This window comes from Pseudomonas sp. P5_152 (assembly GCF_033989915.1).
Lineage (GTDB): Bacteria > Pseudomonadota > Gammaproteobacteria > Pseudomonadales > Pseudomonadaceae > Aquipseudomonas.
In genome coordinates this window covers 4212365-4229885 of sequence record NZ_JASFAH010000002.1, presented here as the reverse complement: position 1 = coordinate 4229885, position 17521 = coordinate 4212365, and the positions used below count along the sequence as shown (strand labels likewise).

Sequence of the window (17521 nt, the reverse complement as noted above, 5' to 3'; positions counted from 1 at the left end):
ATCGGCAACAGGCCTTAGCCGCGCTCGCCCGCCAGCCATTGCAACTGGACTTCATGCTGGCCACGGTCGTCGGTGACGAAGATCGTGCCCTCGCTGATCATCACGTCCCACTTGATGACGCGGGGCATGTCCTTGGCCAGGGTTTCCAGGACTTCCTGGGGCACCGCCGCGATGTTGACGTTTTTCAGGTTCCTGATCGCCGGGATCACTTTGCCTTCCCAGACTCGCAGGCTGCCGTAGGCCAGCAGGCTGGTGCGTTCGGTGCGACGCGAGCACCAGGTCAGGCGGTCAGCGTCTGGCTGGCCGACTTCGATCCAGTGCAGAACGCGATCGTCCAGGCTCTTTTCCCACAGCGCCGGTTCGTCCACGTCCGACAACCCGCGACCAAAAGACAATTGCTCGTTGTACCAGAAGGCATAGGCCAGCAGCCGCACGGTCATGCGCTCTTCGGTTTCCGAAGGGTGACGGGCGATGGTCTGCTTGACGTTCTCGTACACGCTGCGGTCGAGGTCGGTAAGGTTCAGTTCAAACTTGTAGGTCGTGGACGGCTGGGCCATGAACGGGCTTCTTGATACGAGGAAAGGCGGCAAGTCTAACCGATGCCAGGGCTATTCAACGAATCATCACGACCATCAAGCTTGGGCGATGAGCGCCTGGCTATGATAAAAGGCTGCATTGACTCCGCTTTTGTCCTACAGGATCGCCCATGCCGCTTACCGCCAAACCGCTTTCCGGCCTGAAAGTCATCGAGCTCGGCACCTTGATCGCCGGGCCATTTGCCTCACGCATCTGTGCCGAATTCGGCGCCGATGTGACCAAAATCGAATCTCCGGATGGCGGTGACCCGTTACGCAAGTGGCGCAAACTCTACGAGGGCACCTCGCTGTGGTGGTTTGTCCAGGCACGCAACAAGAAGTCCCTGACCCTCAACCTCAAGCACCCCGATGGCCTGGCCATTCTGAAAAAGCTGCTGGGTGAAGCCGACATCCTCATCGAAAACTTCCGCCCCGGGGTGCTGGAGAAGCTCGGCCTGGGTTGGGATGTGCTGCATGCCCTGAACCCAAAACTGGTGATGGTGCGTTTGTCCGGCTTCGGCCAGACCGGCCCGATGAAAGACCAGCCCGGCTTTGGTGCGGTAGGTGAGTCGATGGGCGGCTTGCGCTACATCACCGGCTTCGAGGACCGTCCACCGGTACGCACCGGCATTTCCATCGGTGACTCGATTGCCGCGTTGTGGGGGGTAATCGGCGCGCTCATGGCTCTGCGCCATCGCGAAGTCAATGGGGGCCAGGGGCAAGTGGTGGACGTGGCGCTGTATGAAGCGATCTTCGCCATGATGGAAAGCATGGTGCCGGAGTTCGATGTGTTCGGCTTCATCCGCGAGCGCACCGGCAACATCATGCCCGGCATCACACCCTCCTCCATCCACACTAGCGCCGACGGCAAACATGTGCAGATCGGCGCTAATGGCGACGCAATCTTCAAGCGCTTCATGCAGACCATCGGCCGCGACGACCTGGCCTGCGACCCGATCCTGGCCAGCAACGATGGGCGCGACAGCCGACGTGAAGAGCTGTACGGGGTGATTGATCGGTGGGTCAGTTCGCTACCGCTAGATACCGTGATCGAACGCCTGAACGCCGCCGAGGTACCCGCCAGTCGTATCTTCAGCGCCGAAGACATGTTCAACGACCCGCAATTCCTCGCCCGGGAGATGTTCCTCCAGGCCAAGCTGCCCGACGGCAAGGAGTTCAAGATGCCGGGCATCGTGCCAAAACTCTCGCAAACCCCCGGCAGTTGCGAGTGGGTGGGGGCTGAACTGGGCGAACACAACGCCCAGGTGCTGGGTGCGCTGGGCTATGACGCGGCTCAGATCACGCGCCTGCGTGAAGATGGGGCGATCTAAGCTGAACAGGCTGTCCGCACTGGGCCGGCTGTTCGGCCGACAACAGCGTCTGGCGCTGGTTGGTGCGGCCCTGGCTGGCCTTGCGGTGATGCCGGCCGCCGCCAATGACAAGGACACCCTGGTCTGGCTGCTGCGCGATTTGCCGCCGCTGACGATTTTCGAGGGAGCGCAGAAAAACCAGGGAGCGGTCGACCAGTTCATGCCGCTGTTGATCGCCAGCATGCCCGAGTACCAGCACAGCCTGATGCGGGTCAATCGCGCGCGCGCCATGCAAATGCTCCTGGAACCAAGCTTCACCTGCGACCCATCGCTGGTGTGGAACCCGCAGCGGGCAAAACGCCTCGCCTATTCGATCCCGGCGTTTCGCATCCGCAGTAACGGCATCACCATCCGCCACAAGGACCGTGGCGCGCTGGCGCCCTACATCATCGACAACCAGGTTGACCTGGAGTTACTGCTGGCGCGCGACAACAGCAAGCTTGGCGTGGTCGCCGAACGCAGTTACGGGCAGATGGTCGATCGCATCCTGCAGCAGGCTCCCGGCAACAGCCTGTCGGCCCACTACGGCAACGACGCCCTGGGCAGCCTCCTGCAGATGCAACGTGCGGGGCGCCTGATAGCGTTGCTGGGCTACTGGCCAGAAATCCGCTATCAGGCACAGCAACAGGGCATCGCGCCCGAGGAGCTGGAGTTCTATGGGATTCGTGGCGCGGACAAGTATCAGTCGATCCATATCGCCTGTTCGGATACAGCCCAGGGGCGCCAAGCCATCAAGGCGATCAACGCCACGGTGCTCAAGCTGCGGGACAATCGCTTGATCGAGTTTTACGCGCAATGGCTCGACCCGCAGATGCGCAACGAATACCTGGAGGACGCCCGACGTTTTTTCCAGGACCAGACCCCCTGATCAAACGCCAGACAAAAGAAACCCCGAGAAGTGGGGAGACGACTCGGGGTTAAACGTGGTCAACAAGGACCCGTACCACAAGCGACAAGCACCGGAGCACAATGCTTGCTCTTGTTGGTACAGGGTCTGACTTACGGGATGTCGGGAAGGTTCCCGAAAAAACTCAATCAGTGGCCCAGCGTTGTCGGCTTGTCTTGCGCGGCATTGCGCAAGGCCGCAATTACACAGGGCTGCAGCCGCCCTTCAGCAATCAGCACATCACGATGCAAGCCGTCGACCACGTCGGTGAGCTGGCGCTTGTCGCGCAGTTGCGCCTGACTGAACTCACGCTCGACCACAATCGCACCCACGGCATTCTTCAAGGTCACCAGGCACTCTCCAGAAACACCCGACGGGGTCAGCGTTACCTGGTACGGGCTCAGTGCTTCACCCAACAATAGGCTGATACTTTCCATCTCGATCACCACTCAATAGTCCGAAACAAAGTGCCAAGGCGCGTTCACTGTAAATGACCACTGGCCCGAGAAGAAAGTTCTAGATCTCGACTGAAGGCATATCGCAACACCCTAGTTGGCAGAGCATGCCGGGAAAAGATGACAGGATAAAAACACCCCGCCAAACCTCAGCGCGGCTCCTGGTGGCGCGGCCCACGGGGCGCGGTCCAACCGCCAAGCACGCCACGCAGCACGCCCTTGGCGCTATAGAACGGCACCGTCCACTGGTAAATCTCCCGCGTGCCGTTGTTGAACGTCAGCTGACGTTCGATAAAACGGCCTTTGCGGCTGCCCAGTTGCGCCATGAACTCAGCGTGCAGCAACTGGCCCGTGGCGGCCGGCAGCGTATCGACCTCGGTCAGGCGTTTGCCCTGGACTCGGTCAAAGCGCGTCGACAGGTACTCTTCATAGCTCTTGTTGCACTGGATCAAGCGCCCCTCCAGATCCCTGACGAACACCGGATCGGGCATGGCGTTGATCAGGCATTGTTCAAACGCCAGTTGATCGTCCAGCGCCTCTTCGGCCCTGACTCGGCGCTCGACCTGGCAATTGAGCCGGCGACTCCACAACACCGAAATCAGGCCGAACACACCCGCGAGCACTCCCCCCCAGCACGCCCATTCAATCAACCGTTGCCACGGTGATGGCGGCTGCATGGGCACCACGCCACTGAGCCACTTGACGCGGATCGCGCGCAATTCGGCAGGAGGAAATGCCTCGAGAGCCTTGTTGAGGATGCTCAACAGTTGCGGCTGGCCCTTGCGCACGGCCAGATGGTCGGTGACCCAGTGGCCCTCGACGCTCATACCGATGGCCAGTCGCCCCGCCGGAAACTGATAGGCGCCATTTTCGTTCTCGATGGTGGCGTGGGCTTCGCCGCTCTCCACCAGGGCACGCGCCTCGGCGTAGGTTTTCACCGTGCGCAACTGGATCTGTGGGTAGTCGCGCCGGATACCGGCTTCCAGGGCATGCCGGGCCGGTAGTGCCAGGACCTTGCCTGAGAGCGCCTCCAGCGACTGCACAGGTTCGCCTGCGGCCAGCTCGACGAAGACCCAGCCCGACCCGCCAAAGGCGTGGCTGAAGTCGAGGAAGCCCTTGCGCTCATCGTTCACCACCAGCGTGCTGCTCATGTCCGCCTGCCCGCTTTCCAGCAGGCCCAGCAGATGCTCGGTGGAGAACGACTCCTGATGGACAAACTGCAAGCCCGTCATCCGCGAGAGTCGCAGCAGGATATCGTTGCTCAGGCCAGTCCACTGCCCCTGCTCATCCTTGAACAGGTACAACGGATACTGCACCGAAGCGACGATCACCTGCGGGTGGCGGGCGATCCACTCCCGCTCCTGCGGGCTCAGCACCAGCGGCCTGGTCGTCGCCACGCGCTGCGCTGGCGAGGCGTTCGGCGCCATCGCCAGCCCTTCCCGGCCCAGCATCAGCACGCTGAAAAAAACCAGCCAGCGCAAGGCTGGCGTCACCCGTCTCAAAAGCTGCATGCCCATGTCCTTCACATCCACTCACCCATCCTTGAGGGGCCGCAGTGTGACATGCAGAAATAAGAAAGCCCGTCAGGAGACGGGCTTCAAATGTGTCAGGTTTTTACCGATCAGAGTGGCTTGCCGCGGTTGCCATGCTGACTGACAAAGGCCTGTACCGCTTTCAGGTCATTTGGCAAAACGGTGCAACGCTCATCTCGCTCAAACAAGTCGGAAAGATGGGCAGGCAGTTCAAGCGCTTTTCCTACGCCGGCTTTTTCAACGGCCTCGGGGAACTTGACCGGGTGCGCCGTGCCAAGAATCACCATCGGGATATCCAGGCTGCGACGGCACTCACGGGCCGCCTTGACGCCGATGGCGGTGTGCGGATCGAGCAGTTCGCCGGTCTGGGCAAACACTTCGGCGATGGTCTCGCAGGTCTGCACATCGTCCACGGCCAGGGAATCGAAGAGCTTGCGCGCTTCGGTCCAACGCTCCTGTTCGACGCTGAAACCACCGCCCTGCTTGAAGTTGTCCATCAGGCCGGCGATTGCCACGCCGTTGCGACCGTGCAGGTCGAACAGCAGGCGTTCGAAGTTCGAGGAAACCATGATGTCCATCGACGGCGACAGGGTCGCGTGCAGGGTTTCCTTGACGTACTGATTGCCGCTCATGAAGCGGTGCAGGATGTCGTTGCGGTTGGTGGCGACGATCAACTGGTTGATCGGCAGCCCCATGTTGCGTGCCAGGTAACCAGCGAAAATATCGCCGAAGTTGCCGGTCGGCACCGAGAACGACACCGAACGCGCCGGGCCGCCCAACTGCAGGGCAGCGTGGAAGTAGTAGACGATCTGGGCCATGATCCGCGCCCAGTTGATCGAGTTCACCGCAACCAGGCGCGTGCCCTTGAGGAAGCTCTGGTCGGCGAAGCTGGCCTTGACCATTTCCTGGCAGTCATCGAAGTTGCCTTCGATGGCGATGTTATGGATGTTGTCGCCAAACAGCGTGGTCATCTGCCGACGCTGGACTTCCGAGACCCGGTTGTGCGGGTGCAGGATGAAGATGTCGACGTTTTCGCAGTGTTTGCAGCCTTCGATCGCCGCCGAACCGGTATCGCCCGATGTAGCACCGACGATGACCACACGCTCGCCACGCTTTTGCAGCACGTAGTCAAGCAGGCGGCCGAGCAGTTGCAGGGCAAAGTCCTTGAACGCCAGGGTCGGGCCGTGGAACAGCTCCAGTACCCATTCGTTGCCGTTGAGCTGACGCAAAGGTGCTACTGCGCTGTGGGAAAACGCGCCATAAGTGGCTTCAAGAATCTTCTTGAAATCGGCATCCGGAATGCTGCCGGCAACAAACGGGCGCATCACCCGGAACGCCAGTTCGTGGTACGGCAGGCCGGCCCAGGAAGCTATTTCTTCCTGGGTGAAACGCGGCAGGTTTTCCGGCACATACAGGCCGCCGTCGCTGGCCAGGCCCGCCAGCAGCACGTCTTCGAAATTCAGGGCCGGTGCCTGGCCGCGAGTACTGATATAACGCATAGGGGCAAACCTTCGGTTTGGGCTTCAAGCGGCAAGCACCACGCTACGCCGCTTGCCGCTGAATTAATTCAAATGTTCGACACGGATCCGTACCACCGGACCGTCCACACCTTGCAACGCTTCGAGGGCCGTGATGGCGTCGTTCATGTGCTGTTCCAGCACACGGTGCGTCAGCAGGATCATGGGCACCAGGCCGTCGTGTTCTTCGACTTCCTTTTGCATGATCGATTCGATGTTGATGCCCCGCTCCGACAGAATGCTCGCCACCTGGGCCAGCACGCCCGGATGGTCCTTGGCCTGGATGCGCAGGTAGTAGGCGCTCTCGCAGGCTTCGATCGGCAGGATCGGGTGGGCCGACAGCGAGTCCGGCTGGAAGGCCAGGTGCGGGACGCGGTTCTCCGGGTCGCTGGTCATGGCGCGAACCACATCCACCAGGTCGGCGATCACCGACGAAGCGGTTGGCTCCATGCCGGCGCCAGCGCCGTAGAACAGGGTCGAACCGGCAGCATCGCCGTTGACCATCACTGCGTTCATCACCCCGTTGACGTTGGCCAGCAGGCGGTCCGCCGGGATCAGGGTCGGGTGCACGCGCAGCTCGATGCCGCGGGAGGTGCTGCGAGCCACACCCAGGTGCTTGATCCGGTAGCCCAGGGCTTCGGCGTAGTTCACGTCAGCGGTGGTCAGCTGGGTGATGCCCTCGGTGTAGGCCTTGTCGAATTGCAGCGGGATGCCGAACGCAATGGACGCCAGGATGGTCAGCTTGTGCGCCGCATCGATGCCTTCGACGTCGAACGTCGGATCGGCTTCGGCGTAACCCAGGGCCTGGGCCTCAACGAGCACGTCGTCGAAAGTACGGCCCTTCTCGCGCATTTCGGTGAGGATGAAGTTGCCGGTGCCGTTGATGATCCCCGCGACCCAGTTGATCCGGTTGGCCGACAGGCCTTCGCGAATCGCCTTGATCACCGGGATGCCACCGGCTACCGCCGCTTCAAATGCCACGATCACGCCTTTCTCGCGCGCCTTGGCGAAGATCTCGTTACCGTGAACGGCGATCAGCGCCTTGTTCGCGGTGACTACATGTTTTCCGTTTTCGATCGCTTTGAGTACCAGCTCGCGGGCAACGGTATAGCCGCCCATCAGCTCTATGACGATGTCGATCTCAGGGTTCGTGGCCACTTCGAAGACATCGTTGGTAATCGTAATGCCGGTCGTCTGGAACTGAGGCTTTGGCGTGCGCGTGGCAATTTGTGCCACTTCGATTCCACGCCCGGCACGCCGAGCAATTTCCTCGGCGTTGCGCTGAAGTACGTTGAGGGTGCCGCCACCGACGGTACCTAACCCACAGATGCCTACTTTGACCGGATTCACTTTGAACTCCCCATAAAACGGCCGACACAAGGTCGGCCGTGAAAAACAGCCACAACCTGTGTGGCTCTCTATTAATGGAGCGCCGACCGCTGTCGTCGCTCCATGATCGTCAAAGGCTTACCGTGACGACACAGGATTATTTCGCACCCAACGCCAGTTTGGCGACTTGTGGCGCCGGCTGGTAGCCCGGAATCACCTGGCCATCAGCCAAAACGATGGCCGGAGTGCCGTTCACCCCGATCGACTGACCGAGGGCGAACTGCTTGGAAACCGGGTTGGCGCACTTGGCGGCCTTGATTTCCTTGCCATCGACCATCTTGTCCATGGCCGCTTTCTTGTCGGTGGAGCACCACACGTTCTGCAGTTGCTCATCACCCGGCGAGCCGAGGCCCTGGCGTGGGAAAGCAACATACCGCACTTCGACCCCCATTTTGTTCAAGGCCGGCACTTCGGCGTGCAATTTGTGGCAATACGGGCAGGTGGTGTCGGTGAATACGGTGATATGGGTCTTGGTTTCGCCAATGGCCGGGTAGACCACGGTCTCAGCGACCGGGATGCCGTTGACCAGCTTGGCAACGCCCAGGCGCTCGGTTTTCTCGGTCAGGTTGACCGGCTTGCCGTCCTTGAGCTGAAACAGATAGCCCTGGACGATGTATTGACCGTCGGCGCTGGCGTACAGCACGCGGCTGCCCTTGAGCTTGACTTCGTAAAGACCGGCCAGCGGACTGGCGCTGATGGTTTCGATCGGCGTGTCGAGCTGGAGGGTTTCCAGGCTCTTGCGGATGGCTTTGTCAGCCGCATCATCGGCGACGGCGAAAGTGCTGACCAACGCAATGGCTGCGGCGGTGAAAATCTGGGTCAGACGCATGAGAACTCCTGAAGGCGGACAAATGGATCGACTAGAACACCCGTGCCGGAACACCGGGTCATAACCGTCCATCGTGCAAACCGGCAAAGCCTATCACATAAGGCCCCTATGGCCGACTGTGGCTGATGAATGCACCGCAACCCCGTAACAGTTCGATTCAACCTCTTGGATGGTGCTTGGCATGCAGGTCCTGCAGGCGAGCGCGGGCCACGTGGGTGTAGATCTGGGTGGTCGACAGGTCGCTATGGCCGAGCAACATCTGCACCACCCGCAGGTCGGCGCCATGGTTGAGCAAATGGGTGGCGAAGGCGTGGCGCAACGTATGGGGCGACAGGGACTTGCCGATACCGGCGACCTTGGCCTGGTGCTTGATCCGGTGCCAGAACGTCTGGCGGGTCATCTGCTCGCCGCGCAGGCTGGGGAACAGCACATCACTGGGCCGCCCGCCCAATAGCTCGCCACGGGCATCACGCATATAGCGTTCGATCCAGACGATCGCCTCCTCTCCCATCGGCACCAAGCGCTCCTTGCTGCCCTTGCCCATGACCCGCAGCACACCCTGGCGCTGGTTGACCTGCTCCAGGGTCAGGCTGATCAGTTCGGTGACCCGCAGACCGCAGGCGTACAGCACCTCGAGCATCGCCCGATCCCGCTGGCCGATCGCCTCACTGAGATCCGGCGCCGCCAGCAAGGCCTCAACGTCAGCTTCCGACAAGGATTTAGGCAACGGCCGACCCAATTGCGGCATGTCGACCCGCAGCGTTGGGTCGACGCTGATCAGCTTTTCGCGCAGCAAATAACGATAAAACCCACGCACACCCGAGAGAAATCGTGCGGTGGAGCGCGGCTTGTAATTCTGCTCCAGGCGCCAGGCCAGGTGGTCGAGGATCAACTCGCGACCGGCGTTGAGCAACTCCAGCCCCTGCTCCGCAAGCCAGCCGTTGAACAGCGCCAGATCACTGCGGTAGGCGTCGCGTGTATTGTCCGCGAGGCCTTTTTCCAACCACAAGGCGTCGAGAAACTGGTCGATCAGGGGATGTTCGATAGCAGGCATGGATACTCAAGACACGCAGGCCGGGCGCTGCGCGTAAAAAAACAGGGAACGGTAAGGATGCCCGCTAGTCTTTCATAGCCAGCTATTTCAAGGAACAGGGAGCATCAATGAACGAGCAGCAAATTCTTTTGGCCTTCGGTGGCATTGGTGCAGCGGCGTTAGGCTGCCAATGGCTGGCCTGGCGCCTGAAACTACCGGCGATTCTGTTTCTGCTGTTGACCGGGATTGTGGTGGGACCTGTATTGGGCTGGCTCGACCCACAGGAAATGTTCGGCCCGCTGCTGATGCCCCTGGTGTCGCTGGCCGTGGCGCTGATCCTGTTTGAAGGCAGCCTGACCTTGCACCTGTCCGAATGGCGCGAGATCGGCAGCGTAGTGCATCGGCTGGTGACCATCGGCGCCTTGGCAACCTGGGTGGTGATCGCGGTGGCCACCCACTGGCTGCTGGGTTTCGACTGGCTGCTGGCGATCCTGTTTGGCAGCCTGACCCTGGTTACGGGCCCTACGGTCATTGTGCCGATGCTGCGGGTGGTGCGCCCGAAGGCCTCGATCGCCAACATCCTGCGCTGGGAAGGTATCGTCATTGACCCAATTGGCGCGTTGCTCGCAGTGGTGGTCTATAGCTTCATCATCGCCAGCGCCGAAGGCCACGGCATCAAGCACAGCTTGCTGACATTCGCTGGGGTGATCCTGTGCGGCAGCTTGTTCGGCATCGGCGGTGGCTGGGCCCTCGGCACCCTGATTCGGCGCCAATGGCTGCCGGAATACCTGCACAACCTGGCGTCGCTGGCCGCCGTACTGGCGATCTTCATCGCCGCCAACGAGGTGATGCACGAGTCCGGACTGCTGGCGGTGACCCTGATGGGGATGTGGCTGGCCAACATGAAGGGCGTGGATGTGCGGCACATCCTGCACTTCAAGGAAAACCTCAGCGTGCTGCTGATCTCCGGCCTGTTCATTCTGCTGGCGGCCCGACTGGACTTGAACGCGATGATCGCCCTCGGGCCGCTGGTCCTGCTGCTATTACTGGTAATCCAGTTCATCGCGCGGCCGCTGAACGTGGTGCTCTCGACCTTGGGCTCCACCCTCAACTGGCGCGAGCGCGCCCTGCTGGCCTGGATCGCGCCACGGGGCATCGTCGCGGCGGCAGTCTCGGCAATCTTTGCGATACGCCTGCATGAGGCCGGTCATCAAGGTGCGCTGCTGCTGGTACCCCTGACGTTTGCGGTGATCATCGGCACGGTGGTGTTGCAAAGCGCCACTGCCCGCCCCCTGGCGCGCCTGCTGAAAGTTGCCGAACCCGCCCCCAGCGGATTTCTCATCGTTGGCGCCAATGGCCCTTCTCGGGCGCTGGGCAAGGCCCTGCAGCAACTGGGCAGCCGTGTGCTGCTGACCGACTCGAGCTGGGAAAACATTCGTGCAGCCCGCATGGAGGGGCTGCCCACCTACTTCGGCAACCCGGCCTCGCAGCACGCGGATGCGCACCTGGACCTGGTCGGCCTCGGCCACCTGCTGGCGCTCTCCCCTTCGGGAGAACTCAATACCCTGGCAACCATGCGCTTTCGCCATGAGTTCGGGCAGCAGCGCATGTTCGCCCTGGCCAGCGGCCAGGAAAGCCGGCGCACCGACAAGCACCGCGCCAGCCACGAGCACCGTGGGCAACTGCTGGGCAGCCAGGTCCTGACCTACACCAAGCTGGCCAGCCTGCTCAGCCAGGGCGCCGAACTCTATACCACCCACCTGACCGACGGTTTTGCCTGGGAGGACTATCAGGCCCTGCACGGTGATCGTGCGACCCTGCTGTTTGCCCAGGACCCCAGCGGCTGGGTCTACGTGCTGACACCCGGAAGCGTGATCAAACCCGCCGCCGGCTGGACCCTGGTGGCGCTAATCCAGCCAGAGGCCAATGGCGCCTGACCAGCGCCAGAGGTAAATTGCGGGCACAAAAAAGCAGCCCGTAGGCTGCTTTTTTCTGCATCGGAAGCTGGACTTAAGCCAGTTTTTCCTTGATGCGAGCTGCTTTACCCGACAGGTCACGCAGGTAGTACAGCTTGGCTTTACGTACGTCACCGCGACGCTTGACAGCCATGCTGTCGATTTGCGGGCTGTAGGTCTGGAAAGTACGCTCTACGCCAACACCGTTGGAGATCTTACGTACGGTGAAAGCACTGTTTACGCCGCGGTTACGCTTGGCGATTACAACACCTTCGAACGCTTGCAGACGCGAACGGTCGCCTTCCTTCACTTTCACCTGAACGACAATGGTGTCGCCCGGGGCAAAGGTAGGGATCTCTTTGGTCATCTGCTCTGCTTCGAGTGCAAGGATGATTTTGTTAGTCATGCTGTGCTCCTAAGGTAAGTCATCGGACCTACCATCGATACGTTGTTAACTATCGTCCCGCTCGCGGATGTATTCCTCGAGCAGCTTCTTCTCTTCTCCAGAAAGCGAGCGGCTTTCCAGAAGATCGGCGCGTCGTTCAAAGGTCCTACCAAGGGACTGCTGTAAACGCCAACGCCGGATATGCGCGTGATTGCCACTTAGCAACACGTCGGGAACACGCTGATCCGCATACACCTCCGGTCGGGTGTAGTGCGGGCAATCCAGCAGACCATCCGTAAAGGAATCTTCCTCGGCGGAGTCCGCATGCCCTAAAGCTCCAGGCAGCAGTCGTGTAACCGCGTCAATCAGGACCATCGCCGGCAGCTCGCCGCCAGACAGTACATAGTCACCAATCGACCACTCTTCATCGACATGAGCTTCAATAAATCGCTCGTCAATGCCTTCATAGCGACCGGCAATCAGGATTAATGCTTCCTCATTCGCCAACTCGCGTACCGCCGACTGAGTCAGTTGACGGCCTTGGGGCGACAGGTAAATGACCTTCGCCGCCTCCCCGGCTGCTGCCTTGGCCTGAACCAGAGCATCTTCCAGGGGCTTGATCTTCATCACCATGCCCGGGCCACCGCCAAATGGGCGATCGTCCACAGTGTGATGTCGATCCGTCGTGTAGTCTCGCGGATTCCAACAGGTCAGCTGCAAGAGCCCCTGTTTCACCGCCCGACTGGTGATGCCGTACTCGCTGATGGCGGAGAACATCTCGGGAAACAAACTGATCACTTCTACGCGCAAGTTAGCCACGCTTAGAAGTCCGCATCCCATTCCACCTTCATCTCGCCTGCTGCCAGGTCGACTGCCAACACACATTGCTCCGTATAGGGCAACAGGCGTTCGCGATCATCCAGGCTGCCAGCGCAAGGCTTGACCACCATTACATCATTGGCGCCGGTTTCCAGAAGATGATCGATCTTCCCGAGCAATTGCCCGAGTTGGTCAATGACCTTCAGACCTTCGAGCTGGTACCAGTAGTACTCGCCGTCGGTCAGTTCAGGGAACAGGTTGCGCGGCACGCAGATCTCGTAACCGGCCAGAAGACGCGCTTCTTCACGATCATCAAGACCCTTGAGCTTTGCGACCAGGAACTTGTCGTTCCCACGTCCGCTGACCAGCTCAACCTGCTTTACGCTGCCTTCGCGCTTGAGCGTCCAGGTTTTGTACTGCAAGAGGTTTTCAGTCGGATCAGTAAAGGAATACACCTTCACTTCGCCGCGAACGCCATGAACAGAATAAATTTTGCCGATAACGATCAAATCATCAGCATTGGCTGGCGTCGCGTTCATATTGCTCAGGCCGCAGCCTTAGCAGATTCCTTCAGCAACTGAGCAACGCGCTCAGAAGGTTGTGCACCAACGCTCAGCCAGTAGGCTACGCGCTCTTGGTTCACGGACAGACGGACTTCTTGACCACGAGCAACAGGGTTGAAGAAACCAACCTGTTCTTTGTGCGAACCGTCGCGCGGGTTGCGGCTGTCGGTTACGGTCAAGTGGTAGAACGGGCGCTTTTTGGAGCCGCCAAGGGCAAGACGGATTGTTAGCATGTGAACATAGTTCCTGTAGTCGGTGCTGCAAATCTAAATGCACAGCGGGCATAGGTGCCCGAAAGGCCGCATATTCTAAGGAATATCCGGACTTTTGCAAATGTCTTTTTCTGGCGCCTATCGGCGTGCCATCCAGATTTGCGGTAGAGCCGTTGTCTCCAACGGCGAGTCAGCGCCCGCCAAGGCGGGCTACTGCTGGCCCCACGTCCATGTGGGGGCCGCGCCGACAAGACTGTCGGCGCGAATTCTTTACATTTTTGGCATGCCGCCGCCGGGCAACATACCGCCCATGCCGCGCATCATTTTGGCCATACCGCCTTTGGCGGAGAATTTCTTCATCATCTTCTGCATCTGCTTGTGTTGCTTGATCAAGCGGCCGATGTCCTGCACCTGGGTGCCGGAACCCATGGCAATCCGACGCTTGCGCGAACCGCTGATCAGCTCAGGGTCGCGGCGCTCGGCCGGGGTCATGGAGTTGATGATGGCTTCCATCTGCTTGAACTGTTTCTCTGCCGCGCCCTGGGCATTGCCCATTTGCGCCAGGTTGACACCGCCGATGTTCGGCAGCTTGTCCATCAAGCCGCCGAGGCCGCCCATGTTTTTCATCTGTTGCAGCTGATCGCGGAAGTCTTCGAGGTCGAAGCCTTTGCCCTTCTTCAGCTTTTTCGCCAGCTTGTCGGCCTTGTCCTTGTCGAGGGTCTGTTCAGCCTGCTCGATCAGACTGAGCACGTCACCCATGCCGAGGATGCGCGAAGCGATACGCTCGGGATGGAACGGCTCCAGGGCTTCAGTCTTCTCGCCCATACCGATGAACTTGATCGGCTTGCCGGTGATGGAGCGAACCGACAACGCCGCACCGCCACGGGCATCACCGTCGACCTTGGTCAGGATCACCCCGGTCAGCGGCAGCGCATCGCCAAAGGCCTTGGCCGTGTTGGCGGCGTCCTGGCCGGTCATGGCGTCGACCACGAACAGGGTCTCGACCGGCTTGATCGCGGCATGCAGGGCCTTGATCTCGCCCATCATCTCTTCGTCGATGTGCAGGCGACCGGCGGTATCGACGATGACTACGTCGATGAATTTCAGGCGTGCTTCTTTAATGGCGGCTTCGGCGATATCGACCGGCTTCTGGCTCAGGTCGGACGGGAAGAACGTCACGCCAATGTCGTTGGCCAGGGTTTCCAGCTGTTTAATCGCCGCCGGACGGTAGACGTCCGCGGACACCACCATCACCGACTTCTTCTTGCGCTCCTTGAGGAAGCGCGCCAGCTTGCCAGCAGTGGTGGTTTTACCGGCACCCTGCAGACCGGCCATCAGGATCACGGCTGGCGGCACGGCACTCAGGTTCAGATCTTCGTTGGCCTCGCCCATCAGGCTTTCGAGTTCGGCCTGGACGATCTTCACGAACGCCTGGCCCGGCGTCAGGCTGCGCGACACCTCGGTGCCGACAGCGCGCTCCTTGACCGAATTGACGAAGTCCTTGACCACCGGCAGGGCGACGTCGGCTTCGAGCAACGCCATGCGCACTTCACGCAGGGTGTCTTTGATATTGTCTTCAGTCAGCTTGGCTTTGCCGGTGACATGGCGCAGCGTCTGCGAGAGACGGTCGGTTAAGTTTTCAAACATGCGCGATCCTTTCAGGCCCTATGGAGACCGAGGTAATGGCGGCCCAGACCGTGAAAAACATGTGCTCGGCGAGCCTGCGGCGTGGGCAGGTCGCGGATTATAGCGAAGACTGCGTCTGGCGCACACCCGCCGTCTGGTTGTGCGGTCTTTCATGCGACAAGGGTTGTATGCCAAACTCATTCTCTTTCGGGCTTGCCTAACAGGATTTATGCTCCCCTTGTCACCCAGTTTGCTCACGACACTCGCCGCCGCCTGCTTATACGCCGCTGCGACTTTCTACCAAGGCTCTCGCCTGGCCACAGGCGCCAAGGTGAACAAACGCCTGCTGGTCATGCTCGGCATCCTCGCCGTCCTGGCGCACAGCGCGAGCCTGTTCACCCACTTGGTGACGCCGATCGGCCTGGGCCTGGATTTTTTCAGCGCCGCCAGCCTGATTGCCGCCGCAGTGATTGCCCTGACCCTGCTGGCGTGCTCACGCATCCCGGTGGAAAACCTGCTGCTGCTGTTGTTCCCACTGGGACTGGCCACGGTGCTGCTGGCGCAGTTCGCGCCGTCGGGCACGGTGCAGGTGATCGACGAGGAACCCGGAATTCTCGCCCATATCCTGCTGTCGATCCTGGCCTACGGCATGTTCACCATCGCTGTGTTCCAGGCGCTGCTGGTACTGGTGCAAGACTATCAACTCAAGCACAAGCACCCCTCAGGGCTGATCAAGAACTTCCCGCCGCTGCAAACCATGGAGAGCCTGCTGTTCGGTTTCCTCTGGGCCGGCTGGACCCTGCTGTCGCTGTCACTGATCTCCGGCTGGTTGTTCGTCGAGAACCTGTTTGCCCAGCACCTGGTGCACAAGACCCTGCTGGCGTGCCTGGCCTGGATCGTCTTCAGCGTGTTGCTGTGGGGCCGCAATCGCCTCGGCTGGCGCGGACACAAGGCCATTCGCTGGACCCTGGCCGGCTTCTGCCTGCTGATGCTGGCCTATTTCGGCAGCAAGCTGGTCCGCGAATTCATCTTGCACATCTGACGGGCATTCGTTATGGATAACCTGCCCATAGGGCCCTTGCTCGCCGTGCTGGCCCTGCTGATCCTCTGGTCGGGCCTGTTTACCGCCATCGAAGCGGCGCAACAGCAACTGCTGGCTCAACGCACCGCCTCACGGGCGAACGACAAGCCGGTGGCCAGGCTCAACTTCCCGCTCAGCAGCCTGATTCTGTGCAATACCTTGTGCCGGGCACTGGTGGTGGTCATCAGCACCCTGCTGGCGGTATTCGGTTGGGCCGACAACGGCCCCTGGCTCGCCTGCCTGAGCGCCACGGCGGCCTTGCTGATATTCGCCGATTACCTGCCGCGCACCCTCGCCAGCCGCTATCCGGATACCATCCTGGCGCTGGGCAACACCCTGCTCGGCGTGCCATTGAAGATCCTCTACCCGCTCGCCTGGCTGCTCAGCAGCATCAGCCTGCTGCTGCTCAAGCCCCTGGCACGCAAACCCAAGGTGGTACAACAGAGCGAAGACGAGCCACAGCCCATTCCGATAAACGACAACGAGCACGAACATGCCGCCTGTCGCCCCCACGCCCTGGCCGGCATTCATGCGCTGGACAACATCACCGTCAACGACATCCTGGTGCCACGCAGCGAAGTGGATGGGATCAACCTCGACGATCCGCTCGAAGACATCATCGAACAGCTGCGCACCAACAAACGCACGCGCCTGCCGGTGTTCCACAGCGATATCAACCAGGTCGAGGCGGTACTCAACACCCGGCAGATCCGCCACTTGCTGCCCGATGCCAGCCTGACCAAAGAGGCCTTGCTGGCGGCCTGCCACGAACCGTATTTCGTGCCGGAAAGCACCCCACTGCAACTGCAGCTGCTGAACTTCCACAAACAGCAGCGGCGCCTGGGGATGGTGGTCGACGAATACGGCGAAGTGCAGGGCATCGTGACCCTGGAAGACATTCTCGAAGAAATCGTCGGTGAGTTCGAAAGCCAGCACAGCCTCGACAACCCGCACATTCACCCGCAAGCCGATGGACGGCTGGTGATCGACGGCGCAGCGTCCATCCGCGAGCTGAACAAGACCCTGGGCTGGCACCTGCCCAGCGACGGCCCGAAAACCCTCAACGGCCTGGTGACCGAGGCGCTGGAAACCATTCCGGACTGCCCGGTGTGCCTGAAAATCGGCCGCTATCGGTTGGAGATCCTCGAAACCGAGGAAAACCGCGTCAGCCAGGTGCTGATCTGGCACACCACGTCCGTGCCTGCAATTGGCTGAAAGAGCACTGCACCGCCTCTTGTTGAATCGTTAGCCCCCTTCCTATAATCACGACGCTTACCCAAGCCCCGCCGCAGAC

17 protein-coding genes are annotated in these 17521 nt (G+C 60.7%); 5 read left to right on the top strand and 12 right to left on the bottom strand.

The annotated features are described in order from the left end of the window. Window positions 1–14: 14 nt before the first annotated feature. The gene (locus QMK50_RS19030; protein WP_095166662.1) at window positions 15–557 is read right to left on the bottom strand and encodes a YaeQ family protein; all 543 of its coding nucleotides are present in this window, start codon (window positions 555–557) and stop codon (window positions 15–17) included. Window positions 558–706: 149 nt separating this feature from the next. Between QMK50_RS19030 and QMK50_RS19025 the strand changes: the two genes are divergently transcribed. After that, window positions 707–1906 (top strand): CaiB/BaiF CoA-transferase family protein, encoded by a 1200-nt coding sequence (locus tag QMK50_RS19025; RefSeq protein ID WP_320333727.1) that lies wholly within the window; start codon window positions 707–709, stop codon window positions 1904–1906. After that, on the top strand, window positions 1860–2813 hold the full coding sequence (locus QMK50_RS19020; protein WP_320333726.1) for a TIGR02285 family protein: 954 nt from the start codon (window positions 1860–1862) through the stop codon (window positions 2811–2813). Before QMK50_RS19025 ends, QMK50_RS19020 begins: the two co-directional genes overlap by 47 nt. Window positions 2814–2980: 167 nt before the next feature. Here QMK50_RS19020 and QMK50_RS19015 read toward each other — a convergent pair whose 3' ends face one another. The 6 genes from QMK50_RS19015 to xerD form a co-directional block, all read right to left on the bottom strand. Further along, window positions 2981–3268, bottom strand: coding sequence for a DUF3509 domain-containing protein (locus tag QMK50_RS19015; RefSeq protein WP_095166656.1), 288 nt, complete (start codon window positions 3266–3268; stop codon window positions 2981–2983). Window positions 3269–3435: 167 nt separating this feature from the next. Further along, the gene (locus QMK50_RS19010) at window positions 3436–4797 is read right to left on the bottom strand and encodes a transporter substrate-binding domain-containing protein (protein ID WP_320333725.1); all 1362 of its coding nucleotides are present in this window, start codon (window positions 4795–4797) and stop codon (window positions 3436–3438) included. Between the two features lie 110 nt (window positions 4798–4907). Next, window positions 4908–6317, bottom strand: coding sequence for a threonine synthase (thrC, locus tag QMK50_RS19005; RefSeq protein WP_320333724.1), 1410 nt, complete (start codon window positions 6315–6317; stop codon window positions 4908–4910). A gap of 63 nt (window positions 6318–6380) precedes the next feature. Continuing rightward, on the bottom strand, window positions 6381–7685 hold the full coding sequence (locus QMK50_RS19000) for a homoserine dehydrogenase (protein WP_159993963.1): 1305 nt from the start codon (window positions 7683–7685) through the stop codon (window positions 6381–6383). 136 nt (window positions 7686–7821) lie between these two features. After that, a complete protein-coding gene (locus QMK50_RS18995) occupies window positions 7822–8553 on the bottom strand; it encodes a DsbC family protein (RefSeq protein ID WP_095166651.1) in 732 nt (243 codons plus the stop codon). A gap of 157 nt (window positions 8554–8710) precedes the next feature. Further along, window positions 8711–9607: a site-specific tyrosine recombinase XerD gene (xerD, locus tag QMK50_RS18990; RefSeq protein ID WP_320333723.1), complete on the bottom strand. Its 897-nt coding sequence runs from the start codon at window positions 9605–9607 to the stop codon at window positions 8711–8713. Window positions 9608–9714: 107 nt separating this feature from the next. Here xerD and QMK50_RS18985 point away from each other — a divergent pair, with 107 nt between their 5' ends. After that, entirely contained in the window at window positions 9715–11523 is a 1809-nt protein-coding gene (locus QMK50_RS18985) for a cation:proton antiporter (protein ID WP_095166647.1), read from the top strand. 73 nt (window positions 11524–11596) lie between these two features. On the opposite strand, the gene rplS is transcribed toward QMK50_RS18985, so the two are convergent. The 5 genes from rplS to ffh all read right to left on the bottom strand — a co-directional run bounded on the left by rplS (window position 11597) and on the right by ffh (window position 15167). Beyond that, window positions 11597–11947, bottom strand: coding sequence for a 50S ribosomal protein L19 (rplS, locus tag QMK50_RS18980; protein ID WP_003175895.1), 351 nt, complete (start codon window positions 11945–11947; stop codon window positions 11597–11599). 45 nt (window positions 11948–11992) lie between these two features. Next, a complete protein-coding gene (trmD, locus tag QMK50_RS18975) occupies window positions 11993–12766 on the bottom strand; it encodes a tRNA (guanosine(37)-N1)-methyltransferase TrmD (protein WP_174244565.1) in 774 nt (257 codons plus the stop codon). Then, the gene (gene rimM, locus QMK50_RS18970) at window positions 12748–13284 is read right to left on the bottom strand and encodes a ribosome maturation factor RimM (RefSeq protein ID WP_095166646.1); all 537 of its coding nucleotides are present in this window, start codon (window positions 13282–13284) and stop codon (window positions 12748–12750) included. Before rimM ends, trmD begins: the two co-directional genes overlap by 19 nt. Before the next feature lie 5 nt (window positions 13285–13289). Further along, window positions 13290–13541 carry a 30S ribosomal protein S16 gene (gene rpsP / locus QMK50_RS18965; protein ID WP_003198088.1) on the bottom strand — a complete coding sequence of 84 codons (252 nt, stop codon included), beginning with the start codon at window positions 13539–13541 and terminating at the stop codon, window positions 13290–13292. Between the two features lie 249 nt (window positions 13542–13790). After that, on the bottom strand, window positions 13791–15167 hold the full coding sequence (ffh, locus tag QMK50_RS18960) for a signal recognition particle protein (protein WP_095166644.1): 1377 nt from the start codon (window positions 15165–15167) through the stop codon (window positions 13791–13793). 208 nt (window positions 15168–15375) lie between these two features. Between ffh and QMK50_RS18955 the strand changes: the two genes are divergently transcribed. Further along, window positions 15376–16188, top strand: a complete 813-nt coding sequence (locus tag QMK50_RS18955; protein WP_095166642.1) for an inner membrane protein YpjD — start codon at window positions 15376–15378, stop codon at window positions 16186–16188. Between the two features lie 12 nt (window positions 16189–16200). Further along, window positions 16201–17442 (top strand): transporter associated domain-containing protein, encoded by a 1242-nt coding sequence (locus QMK50_RS18950; RefSeq protein WP_320333722.1) that lies wholly within the window; start codon window positions 16201–16203, stop codon window positions 17440–17442. Window positions 17443–17521 lie beyond the last annotated feature (79 nt).